The sequence below is a fragment of the Planococcus sp. 1R117A genome, assembly GCF_051417975.1.
Classification (GTDB): Bacteria; Bacillota; Bacilli; order Bacillales_A; family Planococcaceae; genus Planococcus; species Planococcus shenhongbingii.
In genome coordinates, this window is sequence record NZ_JBPRLO010000004.1 from 282,502 (window position 1) to 307,500 (window position 24,999).

Sequence of the window (24,999 nt, forward strand, 5' to 3'; positions counted from 1 at the left end):
ATCTCCTCCTTATCCGATGGCGATAACGCCGCGTTCTTTCGTTCTGATCCGAATGGCTTCTTCAACTGGCAGGATAAAAATCTTGCCGTCTCCGACTTCTCCTGTGGAAGCATATTCAAGCAACGCTTCTACGATATCTTCTACTTTTGAATCATCTACCACCATTTCAAGTTTTAGCTTTGGAGAAAACTCCATCGTGTAGGCATTGCCCCTGAATAATCCGACCCGGCCTTCTTGTTTGCCGATTCCCGCTATTTCCGTGACACTTAAGCCGTCAATTCCTTCAAGAGCCAGGGCTTGGCGAACGTTTGCAAAAACAGAAGGCCGAATAATAGTTTCAATCTTTTTCATGTTTTCTCCTCCTCAATGTTAGGTTTGTTAACATATTAAACGCTATATTCTGAAAAATCAAGTTATTTTTAAAAATAATGTTAGAAAACCTAACATAAAGATTATGTTAAAATGAAAATGAGGTGATGGCATGTATAAAATATCGGACGAACTGGTTCAACAAGGCATCGAAAGAATAAAAGACTTTCCGGTAGAAGGCTTTGTTCGGGGCAGCGGCCCTTTAAATCCTGCAATTATGCTGGTAGGGGAAGCGCCAGGAGAAAATGAAGTGGAAACCGGCATTCCTTTTACTGGCCGAGCAGGCAAAGAATTAATGGCGTCGCTTGAAAGTGTTGGACTGGCAAGAGAAGATGTTTACATCACGAGTGCGGTCCGCAGCCGCCCTTATAAATGGGGAACTAAAAAAGAACGCGACGGAAGCCTGGCAGAACGGAAGTACAACCGCGCACCGACAAAAAAGGAAATCATTGCACATGCTCCTATCCTTGATACGGAGATCAAAGATATCCATCCTCCGCTGATTGTCACTTTAGGAAATATTGGCCTGCAGCGCCTTGTAGGCCCGAAAGCGAAAGTGACGCAGCTTCATGGAGTCCTGATGGAAACGCCTATTTTAAGATGGGATGAAGAAAAACAAATCTTTATAGAAACAGAAGATATTTATCATATATTTCCCACTTTTCATCCGGCCAGTGTTTTTTATAACCCGCCGGTGCGTGAATTGAAGGATGAGGATTGGAGAAAGCTAGGGGAACTGCTGCGCATCAGGAAATAAAAGAATAATGGAAAACCTTTCTTTGTTGAAAAAAGTTGCTCTTAGGAAACTTTTACCGTACAATTACCATAATCACTGGAATGGAAGGAAGTTGGGATTATGGACAGTACCGTATTATTTGCTCTCGGATTAACGCTCTTTGCCGGACTAGCAACTGGAATCGGTAGCTTGATTGCCTTTTTTGCTTCCCGCACTAATACTAAATTTCTTTCGATTTCCCTCGGATTTTCAGCCGGTGTCATGATTTACGTATCAATGATTGAAATTTTTGTGAAAGCAAAAGATGCATTGACGGATGCCCATGGCGAATCGATCGGATATTGGCTGACGCTTGCCGGTTTTTTCGGCGGGATGATTTTCATGGCTGTATTAGACAGGATTCTGCCGCAAATGGGGAATCCGCATGAAGTCCGTACCGTAGAAGATATGGATGATGGGCCAACTAATGCTGAATATGCCCATCTCCGAAAACTCGGCATCTTTACAGCGTTAGCAATCGGAATCCACAACTTTCCGGAAGGGATTGCTACTTTCATGTCAGCAATCCAAGATCCTGCGTTAGGGGTAGCCATTGCCATTGCTGTGGCAATCCACAATATACCGGAAGGAATTGCAGTGTCAGTTCCGATTTATTATGCTACAGGCAGCCGGAAAAAAGCCTTTAAATACAGTTTTTTATCAGGGGTTTCAGAACCGGTCGGTGCAATTGCGGCTTGGCTGATTTTGATGCCTTTCCTTAGCGACACAATGTTTGGCATTATTTTCGCTGGAGTGGCTGGCATCATGGTTTTCATTTCATTGGATGAGTTGCTTCCGGCCGCAAAGAGGTACGACGAAGCCCATTTATCCATTTATGGATTAGTTGCCGGCATGGCCGTAATGGCCGTCAGCCTTGTTCTCATCGTCTAACTGTACATTTTACGCCTCTAACTCCCGTATGGATGGGAGTTAGAGGCATTTTTGTAGATGAAATGAACGGAAAGGCTGGGAAGTTTCTGACCCATAACGCAGAAAACGGTAAATGAATTGTTTGAAAACTCCAACTTTTATAGGTGTCTTGTCACCTTTTAATTGAAAGCGTATAGTAAGGTGTAAAGACATTAAATTACAACTGTAAAGACAGGAGAGTTAGGATGGCTACTTTAACTGAGAACACTACTGTGCCGCTTTCAAGAAATAAATTGCTTGGCGTTGCGGGACTAGGCTGGCTTTTTGACGCGATGGATGTAGGGATTTTATCCTTTGTCATTGCGGCTTTGCAAGTGGATTGGAATTTAACCACCTCCCAGATGGGATGGATTGGCAGTGTCAATTCGATCGGTATGGCGGTAGGGGCTTTCGTCTTTGGCATTTATGCAGACAAAGTCGGGCGCAAGAAAATTTTCATTATTACTTTGCTGTTATTTTCATTGGCAAGCGGCGTTTCAGCATTCACTACATCACTTGCTGCGTTCATGCTGCTTCGATTCTTTGTTGGCATGGGGTTGGGGGGAGAACTTCCAGTCGCTTCAACTCTCGTTTCTGAAAGTGTACCTGCTCATGAACGCGGCCGCGTAGTCGTTTTGCTTGAAAGTTTTTGGGCTGGCGGCTGGCTGCTTGCCGCTATTATTTCATATTTTGTTATTCCGTCATTCGGTTGGCGCGTAGCTTTATTGCTGACAGCGCTGCCTGCTTTATATGCATTATATTTGCGGATCAAACTGCCGGATTCTCCGCAATTCTCGGCGAAAAAGGATGTTCTGCGATCTGTTTCTACAAATATAAAAGATGTATGGTCTAAGAAATACCGGAAACCCACATTGATGTTGTGGATCGTTTGGTTTACGGTAGTATTCTCTTATTACGGCATGTTCTTATGGCTGCCAAGCGTCATGGTGTTAAAAGGATTTACGCTTATACAAAGTTTTGGCTATGTCCTTATTATGACGCTTGCTCAATTGCCGGGGTATTTCTCAGCAGCATGGCTGATTGAAAAGGCAGGGCGAAAATTCGTCCTTGTTACATATTTAATCGGGACGGCTGCCAGTGCATTGGTATTCGGGAATGCTGAAACTATCGGAATGCTGATTGCTGCGGGGGCATTCTTGTCGTTCTTTAACTTAGGGGCTTGGGGAGCACTTTATGCGTATTCACCAGAGCAATACCCGACGGTTATCCGCGGAACCGGAACCGGTATGGCGGCATCGTTTGGCCGAATCGGAGGAATTTTAGGGCCGCTATTGGTAGGGTCAATGCTGACGGCTGGTTACGGAATCGGATGGATTTTCGGGATATTCTGCGTCTCGATCATTATTGGAGCCTTAGCCGTGGCGTTTCTAGGCACTGAAACAAAACAAATGGAACTTGAATAAAAGCAAAAAGAAGCTTCTTCGCTCATTGCGAAGAGGCTTTTTTTGCTTCCTCAAATTCTGGGAACTAAAAATTAATTTCTTAAAAAGGAGCATTCATGCAGGATATTTTTCCTTATTTAGCAAATATCTTATAGTCAGAGACAATGACAGAAATGAGTGAGCAAAAATGGAGTGGATGGTTTATGCAAATTCTTCTGCTTTTGCAGGCAAGGTAGAAAAGCTGCTGTATCAAAATGAAGACATCTATAGTTTGTTTTTGGGAATACTGAACCAGATACAAGAAGGCCGCTATGAAGATTATTTTTTAGCGACATTGGAAGAGGACGGTGAAGTTGCGGCAGCCTGTTTGATGACCCCGCCCCATCCTCTGCAGCTGATTGTCTTTCGGGAACTTCCTGATATTGAAAAAGAGATTGCCCGACGGCTATTGACTTCGGGAATTGTTGTAGACGCAGTGGTCGGAGATCAGGAAACTGCTCATCGCTTTGCCGATGCCTGGATTGCCAAAGTTGGCGGCGAAATCCGCATATTGATGCACCAGGGGCTTTACCGGGCAGATTCCGTGAATACCCGCTTGGAGAAAAGCCCCGGCACTTGGCGAGTCGCCAATAAAAGAGACGCGCCTCTCCTCGAGGAATGGATTCTGCTTTTTGAGCAGGAAACCGGCATTGCGATGTCCACCCCGGCCGAAGCTGCCCGTAAAATCGATTCTTTTATTGAGCTAAAAGAAGTGTATGTCTGGGAAGTGGGCAATGAAGTCGTTTCATGCATGAAAAAATCCCGTCCATCCAAACATGGCATAACGGTATCGTTCGTTTTTACTCCGATGAAACATCGCCGCAAAGGCTATGCGCGAACATTAGTTGCCGAGGTGACAGAAGAACTGCTCGGTGAATACGACTTCGTCATGCTGTATACCGATCTGAAGAACCCGACGTCCAACAAAATCTATAAAGAAATTGGCTTTGAACAGATTGCGACGCCGGTCCATTTGAAAATTGATGAAAAAATATCTGAATAATGTGATACAATATAAACATTAAATTGAAGGGAAGATGGGTGGCCGATGGATAACTGATCCTATTTCTACGCAACCGGGAATTTTGGTGTAACAGAAATTGGATTCGTCTGCCCATTTTTAACGAAGTGAAATGCCTGTATAATAACAGGTTATTTGGGCTTGCGAATTCTTCCGATAATGACGCGGAGGAATTTTTTTATTTCTCCGGCAAGGAGGAATGGCTTTGACCATCAGAGGGAAAGTATACAAGTTAACAATCGGCCACGGTGATCGGATTGTCTTGAAAGAAGTGCAGGCAGATATTCCGAAAGGCGCGCGAATTGCCATCCTTGGTTCGAACGGCACTGGGAAATCATCGCTGCTCGACGCTATTGCAAGCGGGGAACCTGGAATACAGTGGCTTGGTTCAAAACCGGCAATTGCTTATATGAAACAAGAGGTCAGTGTATTGGATACCGTTTTGGAAGAGACTGAAAGCCGAAAGCTTGAGAAAATATGGCATGTACCGGAAGTGCGTACCCGCTTAAGCGGAGGAGAAGCGATGAAAATGCGCTTAGCCCAAACGCTGGCGCAAAAAGCGGAAGTGCTCTTGCTCGATGAACCGACCAACCACTTGGATTCGGAAAGTGTCCAATCGGTCATTGCAAAGTTGACGAATTACGAAGGAACCTTGCTTGTGGTATCGCATGACCGGTATTTTATCGATCAAATCGCCACTCATGTCTGGGAAATTGAAGAACAGAAATTAGCGGTTTATAAAGGGAATTACAGTGCCTTTAGAGAAGAAAAAGAACATCGCCGGCATACGCAGCAAAGAAAGTATGACAAACAGCAGGCGAAAATTGCCCATGTCGAACACCAGCTTTTGGAATTGCAGTCCTGGTCAGGAAAAGCACATGCAGATTCGACGAAACAAGAGGGCTTTAAAGAGTTTTACCGTTCCAAAGCGAAGCGCATGGATGTTCAAATTCGCAGCAAGCGAAAGCGGCTTGAAGCCGAGCTCGAAAAGGAATTAGTGCTGGAGCCGAAAGAAGAAACTGATGTGAAATTCGATATCAGCGGAGCTGCTAAAAAGGGAAAACGCGTCATCGAGTTAAAAGGTGTAAGCAAAGGGTTTGCGGAACGCCTTCTTTTTGAAGGAGCTTCTTTTACAGTGCAGCATGGCGAGCGCATTGGAATGGTCGGCAAAAATGGCAGCGGGAAATCAACTTTCTTTAGTATGCTCCGAAAAGAAACTGGTTATACGGGCGAACTTTGGACAACGGCCGGAATGAAAGTCGGTTATTTAAGCCAGAATGTTTTTGATTTGCCGGAAGAAAAAACGCCGGCTGAATTATTTAGAGCGGAAAGTTATGAGCTTATGGGACAAATGCGGACACTGATGATTAATCTTGGGTTCGAAAAACATCATTGGACTGAACCGATTAAGCATCTGAGCATGGGGGAGAGAGTGAAGCTGAAGCTGATGGAATTCATGGTAACCGATTGCAATGTGCTGTTGCTGGATGAACCGACCAACCATTTGGATCTGCCTTCCCGGGAGCAATTGGAAAAAACTTTGGAGACGTTTACAGGAACGTTGATGATTGCTACCCATGACCATTTTTTTATGAAAAAACTGGCGGATAAATTGCTGATTTTTGATAATGGAAAATTGGTTAAATATGAAGGAAGTTATGCCGAGTGGACGAATAAGTCTGATGATTCTTTGCAAAATGATCTTTTGCAATTGGAAACAGAACGACAGGCGGTCCTCGGGAAACTTAGTTTTATGCAGCCGAATGATAAAGCATATAGCGAGCTGGATCGCCGTTTTAATGAATTGACAGCTGCCATCAAAGCCGTCTCTGCCCACTCTTCAAAGTAATTGATAAAAGTGAGTAATTGCCTTGTGTTAAGGGTAAATTAAAAAGTAGGCTGAAAAGAGATGGAAAGGAGTGGATGCAGTGATTCGTTTTGACAACGTCACTAAAAGTTTCCCGGATGGCACGGAAGCATTAAAAGGAATTTCGCTTGTGCTGCCTGCCCGCCAGCTGACAGCTATTATTGGGCCGAGCGGCTGCGGAAAAACTACGCTCATGAAAATGATCAATAAGCTTGAAAAGCCAACAGGAGGAATGATTTCCATAGATGGGAAACCGATTATGGAGCTGGATGAAATTGAACTGCGCCGTTCTATTGGATATGTCATTCAGCGAATAGGATTGTTTCCCCATATGACTATCGCAGACAATGCCTCACTCGTGCCAAGACTCTTGGGCTGGAAGAATGAAAGAATCGATATGCGAATCCGTGAATTGCTGCAATTGACTGGATTGGATCCGGAAACCTATCTTCATCGCTATCCGCTAGAACTAAGCGGCGGGCAGCAGCAGCGGGTCGGAGTTGTGAGGGCTTTGGCTGGAGATCCGAATATCATCTTAATGGACGAACCTTTTTCCGCATTGGATCCCATTAGCCGTGAGCAATTGCAGGACGAACTGCAGAATTTGCAGCAAAGCATCCAGAAAACGATTGTTTTTGTTACGCATGATATGGATGAAGCGTTGAAAATTGCTGATACGATCATTGTGATGCGCAACGGGCAAGTTGAACAGATTGGTACTCCAAAGCAATTGGTTGCTGAACCAGCCAATGATTTTGTCCGGAACTTTATCGGTACTGAACGCATCAGCCGGCAGCGGACATTCAGCGAGAAAAAACTGAAAGAATTTATTCCATTATTTGAACGGGATTGGCGGGGAGATGCTCAAAAAGTATCCTCAGATACAAGCATTGGCGAAGCGGTGGATCAATTAGCAGAAAGCGCACATGACCATTTGGCAATAACTGAAAACGGACATGTAATCGCCTATGCCAGTGAACGTGAATTATTGAAAGCAGCCCTCCATAAGGAAGTGGGTGCATCACTTTGACGAATGTCATCGATACATTTATCAGCCGGCAGGACATGATTCAGGCTGCATTTCTGGAGCATATTTATTTGTCTTTTATAGCAGTGGGCATCGGTATTGCCATCGCTTTGCCAACTGGTGTGCTGATTGCACGTTATCGCCGCTATGCTGAACCCATCATCGGTGTCACAGCTGTTTTTCAGACAATTCCAAGTTTGGCTTTGTTCGGATTTTTGGTGCCGATTCTCGGAATCGGTTCTCCTACAGCGCTAGTTGCCCTTATTATTTATGCACTTTTGCCTATTCTCCGCAATACATATACCGGCATTACAGGAGTTGACGGGTCGGTTATCGAAGCGGGGCGCGGCATGGGGATGACGCGCGGGCAAATATTGCGGCAAATTGAACTGCCTCTGGCCTTGCCTTTTGTCATGGCAGGAATCCGTACGGCAACCGTTCTGACAGTTGGAATTGCCACATTGGCGACATTTGTCGGCGCAGGCGGTCTTGGCGACATTATCTACCGCGGTCTGCAGTCCTATAATAATGCTCTCGTTTTAGCAGGCGCACTGCCGGTAGCCTTGCTTGCCATCGGATTTGACTGGATTTTGAAAAGAATTGAGAAACGCATGACGCCAAAAGGCTTAAAACTTTAGATTGGGGGAAGAAAGCGATGAAAAAATCAGTTATGGGTATTCTATTGGGAGCGGTGATTGTTTTAGCCGGCTGTGGAGCGAGCAGTGAAGGATCGGAGCCGATTGTCATCGGAGGCAAACCGTGGACAGAACAATACATATTGCCGCATATTCTAGGGCAATATATTGAAGCGAATTCAGACTATACAGTGGAATACGAAGACGGACTTGGTGAAGTGTCCATTTTAACTCCGGCTCTTGAAAAAGGCGATATTGATTTATACGTTGAATACACGGGAACCGGTTTGAAAGATGTTTTAAAAGAAGAGTCGAAGCCGGGCCAATCATCAGAAGAAGTGCTCGAACGTGTCCGTCAGGGATACGAAGAAAATTTGAATGCCACTTGGCTGGAACCGCTGGGATTTGAAAACGGTTATACATTGGCATTTTCAAAAGACAGCGGCTTTGATGCTGAAACTTATTCGGATCTAGCGGAAATTTCCCAAACGCAAGATATGTCGTTTGGTGCGCCCCATCCATTTTATGAGCGCAAAGGAGATGGGTATGATGACTTGATTGCCACTTATCCATTCAAATTTTCAGCGACCGAAAGCTTTGATCCTGCCATTATGTACGAAGCAGTGAAAAGTGGCGAAGTTGATGTGATTCCGGCATTCACGACTGACAGCCGGATCGGGCTGTTTGATTTGGAAACAACAAAAGATGATTTGTCGTTTTTCCCGAAATATGATGCAGCCCCTGTGGTGCGGTTAGAGACCCTGGAAGAATATCCGGAACTGGAAGATGTGCTAAATGGGCTTGCCGGAAAAATCTCTGAAGAAGAAATGCTTGCAATGAATGCCCGCGTTGATGTCGATCAAGAAGAAGCGAGTGAAGTAGCACGTGATTTTCTTATTGAAAAAGGGCTGATAGAAGAATGACCAAAAAATCCCACAGAAAAAATCTGTGGGATTTTTTCTATAGTAATTAGTTGGGAATTCTTGTACAATAACTTTGATGAGTGAATAGTCATTCAATTCTGGTTATTGGAAGCGATTACATTATATAAATAGAAGGAAAAATAAAAAACGGGGTGAAAAAATGAGAGAAGTAGTCATTGTAGAAGGTGTGCGCTCAGCAGTTGGAAGAAGAAAAGGGATGTATGCGAATACCCGCCCGGATGAACTGGCAGCTTTAGTGCTAGAAGAATTAGTGGACCGGGCAGGCGTGGAGAAAAGTGCCGTAGAGGACATCATTTTGGGATGTGTTTCCCAAGTCGCTGAGCAAGGGGGCAATGTAGCGCGAACAGCGGCATTGATTGCCGGGTTCCCGGATCATGTGCCGGGTGTCACAATTGACCGCCAATGCGGATCGAGCCAGCAAGCAGTCCATTTCGGGGCCCAAGCCATTTTGGCTGGAGACATGGATATTGTCATAGCAGGAGGCGTGGAAAGCATGACGCGCGTACCGATGTTCTCCAATATGCAAGGCGCTAAACCCAGCAAGAAATTGACCAATCAATATGAAATTATCAACCAAGGGTTATCTGCTGAACGCATCGCCGACCAATGGGGATTTAGCCGTGAGCAACTGGATGCTTATTCGGTCCAAAGTCATGAACGGGCACAGCAGGCAATCCGCAACGGCCATTACGAGCAAGAAATTGTGCCGGTTGAAGTTGAAGGTGAAAACGGAGAAAAGCGCCTCGTTGCGGTTGACGAAGGCCCACGGCCGGGAACGACACCGGAAGTGCTTGGTGGATTGAAAACGGTCTTTGATGAAAACGGCGTAATCACTGCTGGAAACGCTAGCCAGATGAGCGATGGTGCTTCAGCGGTATTGTTGATGTCCCGTGAAAAAGCGGATGAGCTTGGCTTGAAACCGAAAGCGCGCATTGTGGCGCGTGCAGTTGTGGGTTCGGACCCGACGTTGATGCTGACCGGCCCGATTGCCGCAACCCGCAAAGTGCTGGAGAAAGCAGAACTTGAAATCGGAGACATGGACCGCTACGAAGTCAACGAAGCATTTGCGCCTGTGCCGCTTGCTTGGTTGAACGATATGGGTGCAGATCCTGAAAAGTTGAATGTGAACGGCGGAGCAATTGCCCTCGGCCATCCGTTAGGGGCAACCGGCACCAAATTGCTGGTATCGCTTCTCCATGAACTTGAACGCAGTAATGGGCGTTACGGGCTGCTCGCGATTTGCGAAGGAATGGGCATGGCAAACGCAACGATTATTGAACGATTATAGGAGAGTGGGGCTGGATATGGAATTAGCGAATTTAAAAGCAATTGTGACAGGCGGGGCATCGGGGCTTGGCGAAGCGACTGTGCGCCGCATAGTTGAAAATGGAGGGAAAGCCGCCATTTTCGATTTGAATGAACAACGTGCTCACTCCATCATCGGTGAATTAGGCGATGAATTGGTCTGTTATTTTAAAACGGACGTTACAGATGCCGAGCAAGTGGAACGAAACTTAGCAACGGTGATTGAAAAATGGGGTGCCGTTACCGCCGTAGTCAATTGCGCGGGCATCGGGACGCCTGGAAAAGTCGTCTCGAAAGGCGAGCCGATTCCACTCAGCCAGTTCGAAAAAGTTATTAAAGTTAATTTGATTGGCACATTCAACGTCATCCGTGTGGCAGCAGCGGCCATGCAGCAAAACGAACCAAACACTGAAGGGGAGCGGGGCGTCATTATTTCGACAGCATCCGTTGCTGCTTATGAAGGCCAGATTGGGCAAGCGGCCTATAGCGCCTCAAAAGGAGGCGTTGTGTCGATGACATTGCCGATTGCCCGTGAACTTGCAAGAGACGGCATCCGGGTGATGGCGATTGCACCAGGGCTCATGCAAACGCCGATGTTTGATGGTCTGCCAGAAGCCGCTGTGCAGTCTTTATCGGCTTCGGTTCCGTTTCCTGCCCGCCTCGGACGGCCAGCTGAATATGCACAGCTTGTCCAAAGCATCATAGAAAATTCGATGTTGAATGGTGAAGTTATCCGGCTTGATGGTGCAATCCGCATGCAGCCAAAGTAAGGGGGAGACAGGCAATGGGGAAATACCGCTTTGAAGAAGAAGAGCATGAATTGTTCCGGAAATCTTTAAAGAAATTTCTGGAAAAAGAAGCAGTGCCGCAATATGAACAATGGGAAAAAGATCACATCATTCCAAAAACATTTTGGAAACGCCTAGGGGAAATGGGGTTTTTATGTCCGCAAACGGAAGAGCAATACGGCGGCTTAGGCTTGGATTTTCGTTATGCCGTCATTATCGGGGAAGAAATGGAGCGTGTGGGCACCAGCTTGACAGGAGTCAGTCTCCATAACGACATTACTGTGCCTTATATCGAAGCTTACGGAACCGAAGAACAGAAGCAGCGCTGGCTGCCCGGCTGCATCAGCGGAGACTTTATCACGGCGATTGCCATGACAGAACCTGGGGCGGGTTCAGACCTCGCCAATATTTCAACAACTGCTGTACGCGACGGAGACCGTTATATCATAAATGGGCAAAAAACTTTTATTACGAATGGCATTAACTGTACCCATGCATTGGTGGTCGTGAAAACAGACCCGAAAGCAGAACCGAAACATCGGGGCATCTCGCTTTTGATGATTGAAGAAGGGATGCCTGGATTTACAAAAGGCCGAAAACTCGATAAAGTCGGCCTTCATGCGCAAGATACTTCTGAATTGTATTTTGAGGACTGTGAGGTGCCTGTGGCCAATCTGGTCGGCGAAGAGAATAAAGGCTTTACATATTTGATGGAAAAATTGCAGCAGGAACGCCTTGTCGTCGCTATTGCCGCTCAAACCGCGTCAGAAGATATGCTGGAAATGACGCTCGATTACGTCAAGTCAAGAAAAGCGTTCGGCAAACCGATCGGTTCGTTTCAGAATTCACAATTTAAGCTTGTAGAAATGGCAACAGAAATTGAACTCGGCCATTCGTTTCTGGAATCTTTGATTGAAGATCATATGGCTGGAAAAGACATTGTTTCAAAGGTATCAATGGCGAAATACTGGCTGACCGATACGGCGAAAAAGATTTCAGGTGAATGCATGCAGCTGCACGGCGGATACGGCTATATGGAAGAGTACAAAATTGCGCGCCGATACCGTGATACGCCGGTCGCTGCCATCTATGCCGGGTCCAATGAAATCATGAAAACCATCATTGCCAAACGGATGGGCTTGTAGATGGTGAAGGCATTGGAAGGAATTCGCATATTGGATGTTACGTATTATTTGCCTGGTCCTTATGCCGCCATGCGTCTGGCAGAAATGGGGGCAGAAGTGATCAAAATCGAACCGCCAATGGGTGACCCGGCGCGTTATATGGGCGGCGGTTATGTACACAAAGCAAATAACAAAGGAAAAACCATCATTCAGCTGGATTTGAAATCAGAAGAAGGGCATGCCCGGATGCTGGAATTGGTAAAGACGGCCGATGCGTTGATTGAGACATTTCGGCCGGGCGTCATGAAAAAATTGGGGTTGAATTATGAGAGACTGAAAGCGCTAAAACCGGATTTGGTGTATTGTTCGCTGTCGGGATACGGGCAAGAAGGGCCGCTCGCAAAACTTGGCAGCCACGACTTGAATTATTTAGCATTGTCGGGAGTGCTTGAACAGCTGTCCGACAGCAGCGGCTGTCCTGTGCATCCGACCAATACGTTAGCTGACTATGCAGGAGGGGTAGTGGCGTCTGAAAAAATCACCGCTGCCTTGCTGCGAAAATTCCGGACTGGCGAAGGTGTTTATCTAGATCTCGCCTTGGCCGAAGCGATGGCCGAATTTCAAGGCAATCATGATGCCTATCATGAAGCGCGAGTGTCAGACTGCGGTATTCCGGAAATTTCAGGCAGCCGCATCAGTTATGCAATCTATGAAACCAAAGACGGACGTTACGTCACCCTGGCTGCGCTTGAAGAAAAGTTCTGGCACAATTTTTGTGATTTAGCGGAAAAACCGCAGTGGCGAAGCTGGAGCGCTAAGGCGGTGGGAAGTGCCGAACACGCTGAAATAGCCGCTTTTTTCAAAACGAAAGAGTGGCAGGAATGGTATAGCCTATCGACGACAGTCGATTGTTGTTTGGCACCGGTTCTAAAAGCGTTTGAACGCCATGAACATCCGCATTTTGCAGCTCGCCGGGAGGCAGTGAGCTTCCGCTGATTGAAGTGCTGTATCGTGCAAAAAATCGAAAAGAAAAAGGAGCTTGATGTCCAATGATGAATGCCCCGCTTCTGTTATCTTCTTTTGTAAAGCGTGCTGAGCAGTATTTCCCTGAAAAACTGATTATTTCGCGTACAGGCGAGACGATTCACCGCATTCCATACAAGAAATTTGCCAAACGGACGCGCCAGCTGGCAAGTGCACTGGAAAAAATCGGCATGGATCGCGGAACCAAAGTCGGCAGTTTTGCCTGGAACCACCACCGGCATCTGGAACTGTATTTTGGCGTGCCGGGTGCAGGAGCGATTTTGCATATGATCAATATCCGCTTGTCTCCTGAACACATCATTTATGTCATCAACCATGCGGAAGATGACATTTTGCTGGTGGATCATGATTTGTTTCCTCTGATTGAAAAAATTGCACCGCAGCTGAAAACTGTCAAACATTTTATTGTCATGAAAGACGGCATGGATCTTCCGGAAACGTCCTTGGAAAACGTCCATTCGTATGAAGAGCTAATCAACGCAGAAGACGGCAATTATGAATTCCCGCAAGATTTGGATGAGAACACACCGGCAGGTATGTGTTATACATCGGCGACTACAGGCAATCCAAAAGGCGTTGTTTATTCGCATCGCGGACTCGTGCTTCACAGTTTTGCACTCGGAATGAATGATTCGATGGGACTGTCTGAGCGCGACGTTGCGATGTCGATTGTTCCGATGTTCCACGCCAATGCATGGGGCTTGCCGTTTGCGGCGGTATTGTTCGGAACGACTCAAGTATTGCCAGGTCCAGGATTTGCGCCGGGCATGCTGCTGGATTTGATTGAACAGGAAAAGGTCACACTGACAGCTGGAGTGCCGACCATCTGGCTTGGCATCTTAAAAGAACTGGAAGCGAATCCGCGCAATTTAGAATCGCTGCGGATGATTATCTGCGGCGGTTCCGCATCGCCGAAAGGGTTGATCCGGGCGTTTGAAGAAAAATACAATGTGCCGTTTGTCACCGGCTACGGCATGACCGAAACATCGCCGCTCGTCAGTCTGGCAATTACGACTTCAGCGATGGCCGATTTGTCAATGGAAGAGCGCATCGATCGCCGTTCAATGGCCGGCCTTCCGATGCCGGGCCTTGAAGTGCGGATCGTCAATGAACAAGGCGAGGCGCCGTGGGATGGCAAAACGATGGGCGAACTCAATGTCAAAGGCCCGTGGATTGCCGACGAATATTACAAAGATGAGCGTACGGCAGATGCTTTCCGGGATGGCTGGTTGTACACAGGCGACATTGCGGTCATTGAACCGGATGGCTTCATCAAACTGACTGACCGCACAAAAGACTTGATCAAGAGCGGCGGCGAGTGGATTTCTTCTGTCGATTTGGAAAATGCCTTGATGACACATGAAGCGGTATTTGAAGCCGCAGTAGTGGCGATTCCGCATGAAAAATGGCTGGAGCGCCCGCTCGCTTGCGTGGTTTTAAAAGAAGGCTACGAAGAAAGCGAACAAACGAAAGCGGATCTTTTAGCTTATCTTGAAAAGCAATTTGCCAAGTGGTGGGTGCCGGATGATGTGGTGTTTTTGAAAGAAGTGCCGAAAACATCTGTCGGAAAATTCCTGAAAGCCGCGTTGCGTAAAGAACTGGATCACCATTACCAGCAGCAGAGAAGTTTTGATTGAATGGCAAAATGGAAACTTGATATAGGGCGAAACAGTAGAGATGCCCAATGCAAGTGGAATTGTTTTGCAAAATATCAGCAGATAAAAATAGTTTTGCGAATTGTTTTAATTAATACGACTTGACAGAATATACAAAACAATTTAATATGAGTGTCAACTTGTTGAACGAGCGACAAGTCTATTTGAGAGAAGAGCCCAGAAGAGATCAGAATAGAAGAGTGTTTAAATCGAGGATTGAGACGAGTAGGCAGGAAAATCCATTTTAGAGAGTCAGCGGCTGGTGGAAGCTGATTGGATTACTTGCGCGAATGGACTTAGGAGAGCTGGCCTGAAAGCGGAAGCGAGTAAGGGAGACGTAGGCCCTGCGTTAAAGGGAAAGGCGAAGAGCCTGTTTTAAGTGAGTGCAAAATTGCATTAATGCGTGGTGGTACCGCGGTTTAACCCCGTCCCCGCAACCGGATATCAATCCGGTTGCGGGGATTTTTGCATTTAAATACGAGCTGAGGAGAGAAGAGTATGAGAAAAGCAGAGAATTTAACAGAGCAGAGCATGTTGGAAAAATCATTGGACATATTGAGTGGAACAGTAGAGCAGGAGAGCATCAAGCAATTTCTGATTGAACTTCATGAAAAAGGTGAAACAGCTGATGAGTTGGTAGGCATGGTCAAAGCGATGCGGGAAAAAGCGGTGGCTCTTCCCAAAGTAAACGGCGAGCTGGTTGATGTGTGTGGAACTGGCGGCGACCGTTCGTACAGCTTCAACATTAGCACCTTAACAGCGTTTGTCTTGGCGGGATGTGGAATGACGGTAGCTAAACATGGTAATCGCAGTGTTTCAAGCAAAACCGGAAGTTCCGATGTACTGGAAGAGCTCGGCATTTCCACCAAAGCAGAAGTGGAACGGATCCCGGAAATGCTTGAAGGTACAGGAATTGCATTTTTGTTTGCGCCAGCCATTCATCCGGCGCTTGGCGCTCTGCGTGAAGTGCGCAAAAGCATCGGTACACCGACGATTTTTAATTTGGTTGGCCCTTTAGCAAATCCTCTTCCAATAACCGTCCAAATGACCGGCGTTTACCGTCTCGACATGATGGCGCCGATGGCCGAAGCGTTGATGCGCCTTGGCAGAACGCGCGGGGCCATCGTCCATGGAGCTGGCGGGTTGGACGAATTATCCTTGGCTGGTATGAACGAATTGATTGTCTTTGATGAACATGGAAAACGGAATATGACAATTCATCCAAATGAAGCTGGGCTTGAAATGGCGCCGATTGAAGCTATTCGCGGAGGAGAACCGAAACGCAATGCAGAAATTTTCCTGGAAGTGCTTGCTGGGAAAGAAAGCCCATATTTGGATACAGTGGCACTTAATGCAGGAACAGTGCTTTATGTCAGCGGCCGGGCAGAGTCCATCGCTGAAGGCGTGCAACAGGCACGCAAATCAATCGTGTCAGGAGAAACGGCGAAAGTATTTGAACTTCACCGTTTGGCATCGGGGGTGCTGGTGTGACGATTCTGGATAAAATCATTGAAACCAAACGAATAGAAATTAAAAGTTACGCGCAAGTGGAACCGAGCGGCGAAAATTTTCCGAAAAAAGAAAAGTTAGCCGAGCGCTTACGAAAGAAAAACGGCGTCATTTCTGAAATCAAACGGGCTTCGCCGTCAAAAGGCGATATCCAGACAGAAGTGGATATTGTCGCGCAAGCCCGGAAATATGAAGTGTCCGGAGCAGCAGCCATTTCCGTTTTGACCGATGAAACTTACTTTAAAGGATCAATCACCGATTTGCAGGAAGTGGCGAAAAATGTAGCGATTCCTGTTTTGTGCAAAGATTTCATGATCAGTGAAATCCAGATTGACCGAGCTAAAAATGCCGGCGCTACCATCATTTTGCTGATTGTTGCAGCGCTTGAAAAAGAAGAATTGCGCCGGTTGTTTGATTATGCTGCGGGCCTCGGACTTGAAGTGCTGGTGGAAGTGCACGACGAACAGGAGCTTGAACGTGCATTGGAGCTCGATGCAGAATTGATCGGCATCAATAACCGTGATTTAAAGACATTCGAGGTGTCATTAGAACGTACGGCGGAACTGGCTAAAAGCTTTCCGTTTGATGGCAAGCGGGTGCTGATCAGCGAAAGCGGGATGCACTCTAAAGAAGATGCAGCATTTGTTTTTGGCTGCGGCGCTTCCGGAATATTGGTCGGAGAAGCATTGATGCGTTCTGAAGATCCGGGCGTTTGGATACAGGAAGCGACAGTTAGGGAGGCAATCAAATGACGAAAGTGAAAATCTGTGGACTCATGGAAAAACAACATGTCGAGGCGGCAAAACAAGCCGACGCGATTGGATTCGTTTTTGCACCGAGCAAGCGGCAAGTGAGCATTGAACAGGCTGCAGAATTGGCAAAACATGTGCCGGCAAGCACTGAGAAAATAGGGGTTTTCGTTAACGCTCCGCTTGAAACCATACAGGAAACAGTCCAAAAAGTGCCGCTGACGATGGTTCAATTGCACGGCGATGAGCCGGATGAATTAGTCCGGGCAATCGGAGTGCCGGTCATTCAGGCATTCTCAATCCGCAGCAAAGAAGATGTGGAAAAGCTGAAGGGTTCAAAAGCAGATTTTATTTTAGTGGATGCGCCTGGTACGGATTATCGGGGCGGCAGCGGCCATGTGTTTGACTGGACCTTATTGCAAGGAGCACAGATTGATTCGTCTCGGCTCATTGTGGCAGGAGGCTTGAACCCAGAAAATGTCCAGGCAGCTATTGGTCAAACCACCCCTTATATGGTGGACGTGTCAAGCGGTGTGGAAACAGAAGGCAGAAAAGATGCGGTTAAAATACAGCGATTTATTCAGCGGGCAAAGGGTGATTTGATGCAGCAGACAGTAGAAAATATCGGGTTTTTCGGCAAGTACGGCGGACAATTTGTTCCGGAAACTTTGATGAAAGCGGTCAAGGAATTGGAAGAGGCGTATGCAAAAGCCAAGCAAGATCCGGAATTCATAAAAGAATACCAGCACTATTTGTCTGAATATGTCGGCCGGGAACAGCCGCTGACATTTGCGAAACGCTTAACAGAAGCGTGGGGCGGTCCGAAAGTGTATTTGAAACGTGAAGACTTGAACCACACTGGAGCCCATAAAATCAACAATGCAATCGGGCAGGCATTGCTAGCCATGCGCATGGGCAAACGGAAAATTGTCGCAGAAACCGGAGCGGGCCAACACGGCGTAGCAACGGCTACTGTCTGTGCATTATTCGATTTGGAATGCGTCATTTTCATGGGAGAAGAAGACATCAAACGCCAACAATTGAATGTGTTCCGCATGAAACTGCTCGGTGCCCGGGTAGAAAGTGTCACAAAAGGCAGTTCGACTTTAAAAGATGCGGTCAATGAAGCGCTTCGCTACTGGGTGACCAATGTCGAAGACACGCATTACCTGATCGGTTCGGCGCTCGGTCCTCACCCTTTCCCGACGATGGTACGTGATTTCCAAAGCGTCATCGGTGAAGAAACGAAGCGGCAGATTTTGGCGCATGAAGGGCGTTTGCCAGATACTATTCTTGCCTGCATCGGCGGCGGCAGCAATGCCATTGGCATGTTCTATCCGTTTATAAAAGATGAAGCGGTCCGCCTGATTGGTGTGGAAGCGTCAGGTGAAGGCCTGCACACGGAAAAACACGCAGCCACGATGGCAAAAGGAAAAGAAGGTGTGCTGCACGGAGCCTTTATGAAATTGCTGCAGGATGAAGCAGGGCAAGTACTGGAAGCCCATTCGATTTCAGCAGGATTGGATTATCCGGGGGTAGGGCCTGAACATGCTCATTTGGCAGACATCGGCCGAGTGGAATATGTATCCATTACGGATGCGGAAGCGCTGGAAGCGGTTGTCGCGTTTTCCCGTCTCGAAGGCATCATCCCGGCTCTTGAGTCGGCACACGCCATCGCCCAAGCTGAGAAAACCGCTAAAGAAATGAAAGCGGATGAACTGCTGGTTATCTGTGTTTCCGGACGCGGCGATAAAGACATGGCGACATATGCGGAAAGATTGGAGGGCTTGTCATGAAGAGATTTATAGATTTGAAAGAATCTGGCGGCAAAGCATTTGTGGCATATATCATGGCAGGCGACGGCGGACTGGAGCGCTTGAGCGAACAAGTGCAGTATTTGCAGGAAGCGGGCGTTACAGCCATTGAAATCGGTATTCCATTTTCGGATCCCGTTGCAGATGGGCCGACAATCGAAGCTGCGGGCAACCGGGCATTGAAAGCAGGCGTGACGCTGCAAAAGGTAGTAGATGAGATGAGCAGCTGGACATTTGAAGTGAAAGTGCCGCTGCTCATTATGACTTATTTGAATCCGGTCCTGCGGTTCGGTGTTGAGAGATTTGTGAAAGAAGCCAAAAAAGCGGGTGTTTCCGGTTTGATTATTCCGGATCTGCCTTATGAACACCGGCTGCTGGTGGAACCGTATGTCAAGAAAGAAGCGATTGCACTCGTCCAGCTCGTGACGTTAACGACGACAGAAAATCGGCTTGACGCCATTTTGAGTGAAGCGGAGGGATTTGTTTACGCGGTTACGGTAAAAGGAATCACAGGAGCGCGCGATGAGATGCCGGAAGAAGTCCAGGCTTTCATGCGGCGAGTCCGCGAGAAAAGTCCGGTGCCGGTCTATGCCGGTTTTGGTATATCGAAGACGCAGCATGTTGATGCACTGCGTGAAGATGTCGATGGGTTTATTGTCGGAAGTGCCATTGTACAGGCTTTCCAGGACGGTACAATCCGGGAAATCGAACCGCTCATACAGGCAGTAACCGCTCTTAATCCGGTATAATACGGATTAGGAGGGATGTATCTATGTTTACGCCAGTCTCGGCAAAATTTTTTGAAGCTCCGACACTTGAGTTGTCCAGAAGTCTCCTCGGCCAGATTCTGGTGCACGAATTGCCGGAAGGAATCGTCGCGGGACGCATTGTGGAAACAGAAGCGTATATGGGAGCGGATGACCGCGCCGCACACAGCTTTGGAAATCGGCGCACCAAACGTACGGAAGTGATGTTTGGCAAACCCGGACTTGTTTATACGTATCAAATGCACACCCACACATTGATCAATGTAGTCAGCGGTCCGGTTGATACGCCGCGGGCGATTCTGATCCGCGCAGTGGAGCCGGTCGAAGGAATCGATTTGATGGCAAAGCTTCGCGGCAAACATATGCCGATCAAGCAATGGACGAGCGGCCCTGGGAAATTGACAAAAGCGATGGGCATCACAATGGACTATTACGGTCACCATTTTACTGAACGCCCGCTCTATATCGCTGAAGGCGATCCGGTCCACGCGGTGGCAGTTGGCCCGCGCGTCGGCATTGGCAATTCACAGGAAGCAGTCCACTATCCATACCGTTTTTGGGAAAGTGACAATCCATTCGTCTCGAAGTTTCGGTAAGCTCCGTGTTTAATCTTTTTTAGGTGTGGAATACTAAAAGAGAGTACTTATACAGAAGGAGTGAAAGATAGTGGCAAAAATTGCAACACTGATCACAGATATGTTTGAAGATGTAGAATATACGGATCCATCAAAAGCGTTCAATGATGCTGGCCATGAAGTCTTTACGATTGAGAAAGAAGCTGGCAAAGAAGTGACGGGCAAACAAGGTGAAGCCGTCGTGACAATTGACAAAGGAATTGACGACGCGAATCCAGATGAATACGATGCACTGTTCCTGCCAGGTGGATTCTCGCCTGACCAGTTGCGTGCGGATGATCGTTTTGTGGCATTTACGAAAGCCTTTATGGATGCGAAAAAACCAGTCTTCGCGATTTGCCATGGTCCCCAGCTGCTGATTACGGCGAAAGCGCTTGAAGGCCGCGACGCAACCGGCTATAAATCGATTCAAGTTGATATGGACTATGCTGGTGCAAAAGTGGTCGACAAAGAAGTGGTGGTCTGCCAGAATCAATTGGTAACAAGCCGCCAGCCGGACGACATTCCGGCATTCAACCGTGAAGCATTGAAAGTTCTGGAGCAATTAGCTTAATCATTAAAACGAAGTCTCCGGCAGTTTTAGCTGCCGGGGATTTTTTGTGCGGAAAAGCTTTTAGCATGTAAACCACCATATTCTCAGAGAATATTCCATTTACCGCAAGTAAACTCGAACTTTCCGCAAGTAATATTCCATTTATCGCAAGTAAACTCGAATTTCCCACAAGTAAATCAATGATTCCTGCAAGTGAATCCAAATTATCCTCTTGAATCAATAAGCAAACACTTATATAATTAGCAAGACTAAGCCAAAGAAGGTGAAACAATGGACTATTTGCAGATGGAAGCGTATTTGAAGGCGATCAGTGATCATAACCGGATGCTTATTTTGAAATACTTGATGAAAGATCCGCTATGCATTTGTGAATTCACAGAGCTACTCGATATGACGCAGCCTGCAATCAGCCAGCATATGCGCAAATTAAAGCAGGCAGAACTGGTTACCGAGGAAAAGCGGGGGCGCTGGACTATTTGGGGACTGAATATCCGGCATCCGCAGTATCCAATACTGATTCATTTATTAAGCCTGCTTCCTGAACCGGAACGCACGGTTGAAACCTTGGTTGCAGAAGGAAAAAAAGTTGTTTGTGAATAAGGAGAGGTAATGGTGGAAGTTTGGTTAGCAGGTTTTATTTTTATTGTGACGTTGTTTTTTGTTATTGTTCAGCCGCGAAATTTGTCGATCGGGTGGTCGGCAATGGCGGGGGCAGCTATTGCACTGCTCGTGGGAGTTGTGGATTTAGGCGATGTCTGGGATGTTACTGGAATTGTCTGGAATGCCACCTTGACGTTTGTTGCGCTCATCATTATTTCATTGATTCTCGATGAAATCGGCTTTTTCGAATGGGCAGCATTACATATGGCGCGTTTTGCCAAAGGCAGCGGATTGCGCATGTTTTTCCTGGTCATTGTGCTCGGGGCTATTGTGGCGGCATTATTTGCCAATGACGGAGCCGCACTGATTTTGACGCCGATTGTTCTCGCCATGGTCCGTGCGTTGAAATTCAAAGAAACGATGATTTTGCCGTTTATCATGGCGTCTGGGTTTATCGCAGATACGGCTTCGCTGCCATTTGTTGTGAGTAATCTTGTCAATATCGTTTCCGCCGACTTTTTCAACATTGGTTTCACTGAATACGCATTGCATATGGTAGTCCCAAACTTATTCAGTATCCTGGCGAGCATGCTCGTACTGTATCTGTATTTTCGCAAAGATATACCGAAGCAATTTGATGCCAGTGCGTTAAAAACGCCGGCTTCGGCAATCAAAGACCTGAAACTGTTCCGACTGTCCTGGGCGGTTCTTGCCATATTGCTGGCAGGCTACTTCATCAGCAGCCCCTTTGGCATTCCGGTATCGTTTATCGCGGGTACGGTAGCAATTTTGTTCCTGGCCATTTCACGCAGCAGTGAATCGGTCCATACGAAAGCGGTATTAAAAGGAGCGCCTTGGAACATTGTCTTTTTCTCCATTGGTATGTATGTGGTCGTTTACGGCCTTCGGAACGCTGGATTAACGTCTGTCTTGGCATCGGTTATCGAATGGACATCAAGCCATGGCCTTTATGCCGCTACAATCGGTATGGGCTTTATTGCGGCAATTTTGTCGTCAGTCATGAATAATATGCCAACGGTCATGATTGATGCACTCGCTATTGCAGAAACGAATACGACCGGAGTCATGAGGGATGCGCTGATTTATGCCAACGTAATCGGTTCGGACCTCGGACCGAAAATCACGCCAATCGGTTCACTGGCTACGTTGTTGTGGCTTCATGTCTTAAAAGCAAAAGGAGTCACCATCAGCTGGGGCTATTATTTCAAAATCGGCATTATTTTAACACTTCCGACTTTGTTTATCACATTGACCGGTTTATACTTGTGGCTGATTATTTTAAACTAAATAAATCCAAATTAAAAAAGCTCGCAGCGGCGAGCTTTTTTAATCCAAAAATTTAGCCATATAAATTTCGTCGTAAGGCTTGTCGTCAATAATCAATGATTTTTTGCGGATGCCTTCTTTTTCGTAGCCGGATTTATCATAAAGCTTGCGGGCGGCTGTATTTTCTTCGACAACGGTCAGTTCCAGGCGAGTAACTCCTTTTGTGGCAGACCATTCCTCTGCTCTTTGAAGAAGAGAAGTAGCGATGCCTTTGTTTTGAGCGCTTTTTTGGACGCCTAATACAAGCTCAGCCCGGTGTGCTGCCCGTTTAGCGGCATTTCCGATAATCATCAAATATCCAACATGTTCACCGTTCAAAATGGCGATAAAAATGGTGGAATGGCCTTTCTGTTTCCAATCGATAATTTGTTTTCTCATGCTTTGGGTCGATTGGATGCGTTCGTCTTTTCCGTAAAGCATAAAATCGGATTCCGACTCAACCTGGCGCTGCAAAGTGACCAGCGAACGCGCATCGCCGTGTTCCGCAGCACGGATCAGCAAAATGTCTTCATTGCCTGCATTGGCATTATGGGCTCCTGAAGCATCTGTCCGTTCAAAAGTGACGTACCGGTTAGTGATAATTTCACTGACATGGTAACCCGCGTCCATCCAGGCATGAAAATGTTTGGCAGGCGGTTTTGTTTTTTTCCACCAGCTTTTATTCAAGTAAGCGGCATTCGGCAATTGCTGGCCCATGATTTGTTCGATTTCGTTGAACGACAAAGTGATCTTAGTTGAGGAAGCAGAGGCGAAATAGTCGGCAAGCGGGATGTATTTTTTTTCCAAAATTATGGTCATTAAATTCGCTCCTTTTTTGAAAAGCAATAAATTGATTATGGGAATTATACCATTTGTCCTATTAAAATGTATATAATTATTTCTATTTTCTAAAAACTTTTTTTAATAATAGAAAAACACAGGTAATTACTAACTATATATTCAAATTAGTAAGTACTTTAGTACTTGTCGGGTTAAATGAAGAAGAGAAAATTGAATATTTGAACAATGATTCAGTTTTCTGAATTTCCATTATAATGCTTTTGGAAAAGTGAGGAATTAAATAAACTGGAAAAACTCATTTCCACAAAATTATGTTAAAATTATCACGGAAACTAACTTCATTCAGGAGGCTATACTATGTCAAACGTTTTTGTACTGGGGCATAAAAATCCCGACACGGATTCAATTTGTTCCGCCATTTCATATGCATATTTAAAAAATCAGATCGGAATGACTGCAGAACCGATCCGCTTAGGTGAATTGAACAATGAAACGATTTACGCCTTGGAGAAATTCGCTTTTGAACAACCAAGACTGGTAGAACGTGTATCTGAAGAAGTGTCGCAAGTTATTCTGGTCGACCATAACGAACGCCAGCAAAGTGCTGAAGATATTAGTGAAGTTCAAGTCATCGAAGTAATTGACCATCACCGGATTGCCAATTTTGAAACAACGGATCCGCTTTATTTCCGTGCTGAGCCAGTGGGCTGCACTGCGACGATCCTGTTGAAATTGTTCAAAGAAAACGGTGTTGAAGTTCCTGCCAATATTGCCGGCCTTATGCTGTCAGCTATCATTTCAGATTCTCTATTATTCAAATCGCCGACCTGCACGCCGCAAGATGTTGCTGCAGCAAGTGAACTTGCTGAAATCGCAGGAGTTGATGCACCGGAGTACGGACTGGCCATGCTGAAAGCAGGAGCAGATTTAAGCAATAAAACCCTTGAAGACTTGATGTCATTGGATTCTAAGGAATTTGAAGCCGGCGATCATCGTTTTGAAGTGGCACAAGTAAACGCCATTGATGTCAATGAAGTGATCACGCGCCAAAAGGAATTGGAAGTTTTGATGCAGCAAGTAATCGGCAAAAAAGGTCTGGACTTATTTGCATTTGTTGTGACAGATATTTTGAACAATAATTCGGTGGCGATTGTTCTTGGGAAAAGAGCAGATATTATTGAAGGTGCTTTCCGATCAAGCGTCGTCGACAACCGTGTTCTTCTGCCAGGCGTGGTATCACGCAAAAAACAAATTGTTCCGGTCATTACTGAAGCACTTAGCTGACTCCTTTTTGGAGTCAGTTTTTGTTTTGTTCAAGCAAAAAAATTGAGGCATGTTTA

Annotated in this window: 25 protein-coding genes and 1 other annotated feature; of the genes, 22 read left to right on the plus strand and 3 right to left on the minus strand. The window is 46.4% G+C overall.

Going from position 1 to position 24,999, the window contains the following annotated elements:
* Positions 1-9: 9 nt before the first annotated feature.
* Positions 10-351: a P-II family nitrogen regulator gene (locus ACSFXN_RS14190; protein WP_300991254.1), complete on the minus strand. Its 342-nt coding sequence runs from the start codon at positions 349-351 to the stop codon at positions 10-12.
* Positions 352-481: 130 nt separating this feature from the next.
* Here ACSFXN_RS14190 and ACSFXN_RS14195 point away from each other — a divergent pair, with 130 nt between their 5' ends.
* The 19 genes from ACSFXN_RS14195 to ACSFXN_RS14285 all read left to right on the plus strand — a co-directional run bounded on the left by ACSFXN_RS14195 (position 482) and on the right by ACSFXN_RS14285 (position 20,932).
* Positions 482-1,126 carry a uracil-DNA glycosylase gene (locus tag ACSFXN_RS14195; RefSeq protein WP_437150743.1) on the plus strand — a complete coding sequence of 215 codons (645 nt, stop codon included), beginning with the start codon at positions 482-484 and terminating at the stop codon, positions 1,124-1,126.
* Positions 1,127-1,225: 99 nt separating this feature from the next.
* A complete protein-coding gene (gene zupT, locus ACSFXN_RS14200) occupies positions 1,226-2,035 on the plus strand; it encodes a zinc transporter ZupT (protein WP_437150744.1) in 810 nt (269 codons plus the stop codon).
* Between the two features lie 224 nt (positions 2,036-2,259).
* Entirely contained in the window at positions 2,260-3,477 is a 1,218-nt protein-coding gene (locus ACSFXN_RS14205; RefSeq protein ID WP_437150745.1) for an MFS transporter, read from the plus strand.
* A 166-nt stretch (positions 3,478-3,643) separates the two neighbouring features.
* Positions 3,644-4,498 (plus strand): GNAT family N-acetyltransferase, encoded by an 855-nt coding sequence (locus ACSFXN_RS14210; RefSeq protein WP_437150746.1) that lies wholly within the window; start codon positions 3,644-3,646, stop codon positions 4,496-4,498.
* A gap of 223 nt (positions 4,499-4,721) precedes the next feature.
* The gene (gene abc-f, locus ACSFXN_RS14215; RefSeq protein ID WP_437150747.1) at positions 4,722-6,365 is read left to right on the plus strand and encodes a ribosomal protection-like ABC-F family protein; all 1,644 of its coding nucleotides are present in this window, start codon (positions 4,722-4,724) and stop codon (positions 6,363-6,365) included.
* 79 nt (positions 6,366-6,444) lie between these two features.
* On the plus strand, positions 6,445-7,413 hold the full coding sequence (locus ACSFXN_RS14220) for an ABC transporter ATP-binding protein (RefSeq protein ID WP_437150748.1): 969 nt from the start codon (positions 6,445-6,447) through the stop codon (positions 7,411-7,413).
* 35 nt (positions 7,414-7,448) lie between these two features.
* Positions 7,449-8,048, plus strand: a complete 600-nt coding sequence (locus ACSFXN_RS14225; protein WP_437150827.1) for an ABC transporter permease — start codon at positions 7,449-7,451, stop codon at positions 8,046-8,048.
* Positions 8,049-8,065: 17 nt separating this feature from the next.
* Positions 8,066-8,968 (plus strand): glycine betaine ABC transporter substrate-binding protein, encoded by a 903-nt coding sequence (locus ACSFXN_RS14230; protein ID WP_437150749.1) that lies wholly within the window; start codon positions 8,066-8,068, stop codon positions 8,966-8,968.
* A gap of 160 nt (positions 8,969-9,128) precedes the next feature.
* Entirely contained in the window at positions 9,129-10,277 is a 1,149-nt protein-coding gene (locus tag ACSFXN_RS14235; RefSeq protein ID WP_437150750.1) for a thiolase family protein, read from the plus strand.
* A 16-nt stretch (positions 10,278-10,293) separates the two neighbouring features.
* Positions 10,294-11,064: a 3-hydroxyacyl-CoA dehydrogenase gene (locus ACSFXN_RS14240; RefSeq protein ID WP_437150751.1), complete on the plus strand. Its 771-nt coding sequence runs from the start codon at positions 10,294-10,296 to the stop codon at positions 11,062-11,064.
* Positions 11,065-11,078: 14 nt separating this feature from the next.
* On the plus strand, positions 11,079-12,227 hold the full coding sequence (locus tag ACSFXN_RS14245; protein WP_437150752.1) for an acyl-CoA dehydrogenase family protein: 1,149 nt from the start codon (positions 11,079-11,081) through the stop codon (positions 12,225-12,227).
* Positions 12,228-13,202 carry a CaiB/BaiF CoA transferase family protein gene (locus ACSFXN_RS14250; RefSeq protein ID WP_437150753.1) on the plus strand — a complete coding sequence of 325 codons (975 nt, stop codon included), beginning with the start codon at positions 12,228-12,230 and terminating at the stop codon, positions 13,200-13,202. It abuts the gene before it with no gap.
* A gap of 53 nt (positions 13,203-13,255) precedes the next feature.
* A complete protein-coding gene (locus tag ACSFXN_RS14255; protein WP_437150754.1) occupies positions 13,256-14,887 on the plus strand; it encodes a long-chain fatty acid--CoA ligase in 1,632 nt (543 codons plus the stop codon).
* A 221-nt stretch (positions 14,888-15,108) separates the two neighbouring features.
* Positions 15,109-15,341, plus strand: a binding site (T-box leader).
* 62 nt (positions 15,342-15,403) lie between these two features.
* Entirely contained in the window at positions 15,404-16,396 is a 993-nt protein-coding gene (trpD, locus tag ACSFXN_RS14260; protein WP_437150755.1) for an anthranilate phosphoribosyltransferase, read from the plus strand.
* Entirely contained in the window at positions 16,393-17,166 is a 774-nt protein-coding gene (gene trpC, locus ACSFXN_RS14265) for an indole-3-glycerol phosphate synthase TrpC (RefSeq protein WP_437150756.1), read from the plus strand. The genes trpD and trpC overlap by 4 nt, the downstream gene beginning before the upstream one ends.
* Positions 17,163-18,959 (plus strand): tryptophan synthase subunit beta, encoded by a 1,797-nt coding sequence (trpB, locus tag ACSFXN_RS14270; RefSeq protein WP_437150757.1) that lies wholly within the window; start codon positions 17,163-17,165, stop codon positions 18,957-18,959. The genes trpC and trpB overlap by 4 nt, the downstream gene beginning before the upstream one ends.
* Positions 18,956-19,726, plus strand: a complete 771-nt coding sequence (trpA, locus tag ACSFXN_RS14275) for a tryptophan synthase subunit alpha (protein WP_437150758.1) — start codon at positions 18,956-18,958, stop codon at positions 19,724-19,726. Before trpB ends, trpA begins: the two co-directional genes overlap by 4 nt.
* 23 nt (positions 19,727-19,749) lie before the next feature.
* Entirely contained in the window at positions 19,750-20,340 is a 591-nt protein-coding gene (locus ACSFXN_RS14280; RefSeq protein ID WP_300991273.1) for a DNA-3-methyladenine glycosylase, read from the plus strand.
* 70 nt (positions 20,341-20,410) lie between these two features.
* Complete coding sequence (locus ACSFXN_RS14285) at positions 20,411-20,932, plus strand: type 1 glutamine amidotransferase domain-containing protein (RefSeq protein WP_437150759.1); 522 nt, start codon at positions 20,411-20,413, stop codon at positions 20,930-20,932.
* Here the strand turns inward: ACSFXN_RS14285 and ACSFXN_RS14290 are convergent.
* On the minus strand, positions 20,892-21,134 hold the full coding sequence (locus ACSFXN_RS14290; protein WP_437150760.1) for a hypothetical protein: 243 nt from the start codon (positions 21,132-21,134) through the stop codon (positions 20,892-20,894). The two genes, ACSFXN_RS14285 and ACSFXN_RS14290, sit on opposite strands and share 41 nt — an antisense overlap.
* A gap of 68 nt (positions 21,135-21,202) precedes the next feature.
* On the opposite strand from ACSFXN_RS14290, the gene ACSFXN_RS14295 reads away from it, so the two are divergent.
* Together ACSFXN_RS14295 and ACSFXN_RS14300 are read left to right on the plus strand one after the other, a co-directional pair.
* Positions 21,203-21,532 carry an ArsR/SmtB family transcription factor gene (locus ACSFXN_RS14295; protein WP_437150761.1) on the plus strand — a complete coding sequence of 110 codons (330 nt, stop codon included), beginning with the start codon at positions 21,203-21,205 and terminating at the stop codon, positions 21,530-21,532.
* 9 nt (positions 21,533-21,541) lie between these two features.
* The gene (locus ACSFXN_RS14300) at positions 21,542-22,840 is read left to right on the plus strand and encodes an arsenic transporter (RefSeq protein ID WP_437150762.1); all 1,299 of its coding nucleotides are present in this window, start codon (positions 21,542-21,544) and stop codon (positions 22,838-22,840) included.
* A gap of 39 nt (positions 22,841-22,879) precedes the next feature.
* On the opposite strand, the gene ACSFXN_RS14305 is transcribed toward ACSFXN_RS14300, so the two are convergent.
* Positions 22,880-23,677 carry an N-acetyltransferase family protein gene (locus tag ACSFXN_RS14305; RefSeq protein ID WP_437150763.1) on the minus strand — a complete coding sequence of 266 codons (798 nt, stop codon included), beginning with the start codon at positions 23,675-23,677 and terminating at the stop codon, positions 22,880-22,882.
* A gap of 339 nt (positions 23,678-24,016) precedes the next feature.
* On the opposite strand from ACSFXN_RS14305, the gene ACSFXN_RS14310 reads away from it, so the two are divergent.
* On the plus strand, positions 24,017-24,943 hold the full coding sequence (locus tag ACSFXN_RS14310; RefSeq protein ID WP_437150764.1) for a manganese-dependent inorganic pyrophosphatase: 927 nt from the start codon (positions 24,017-24,019) through the stop codon (positions 24,941-24,943).
* Positions 24,944-24,999 lie beyond the last annotated feature (56 nt).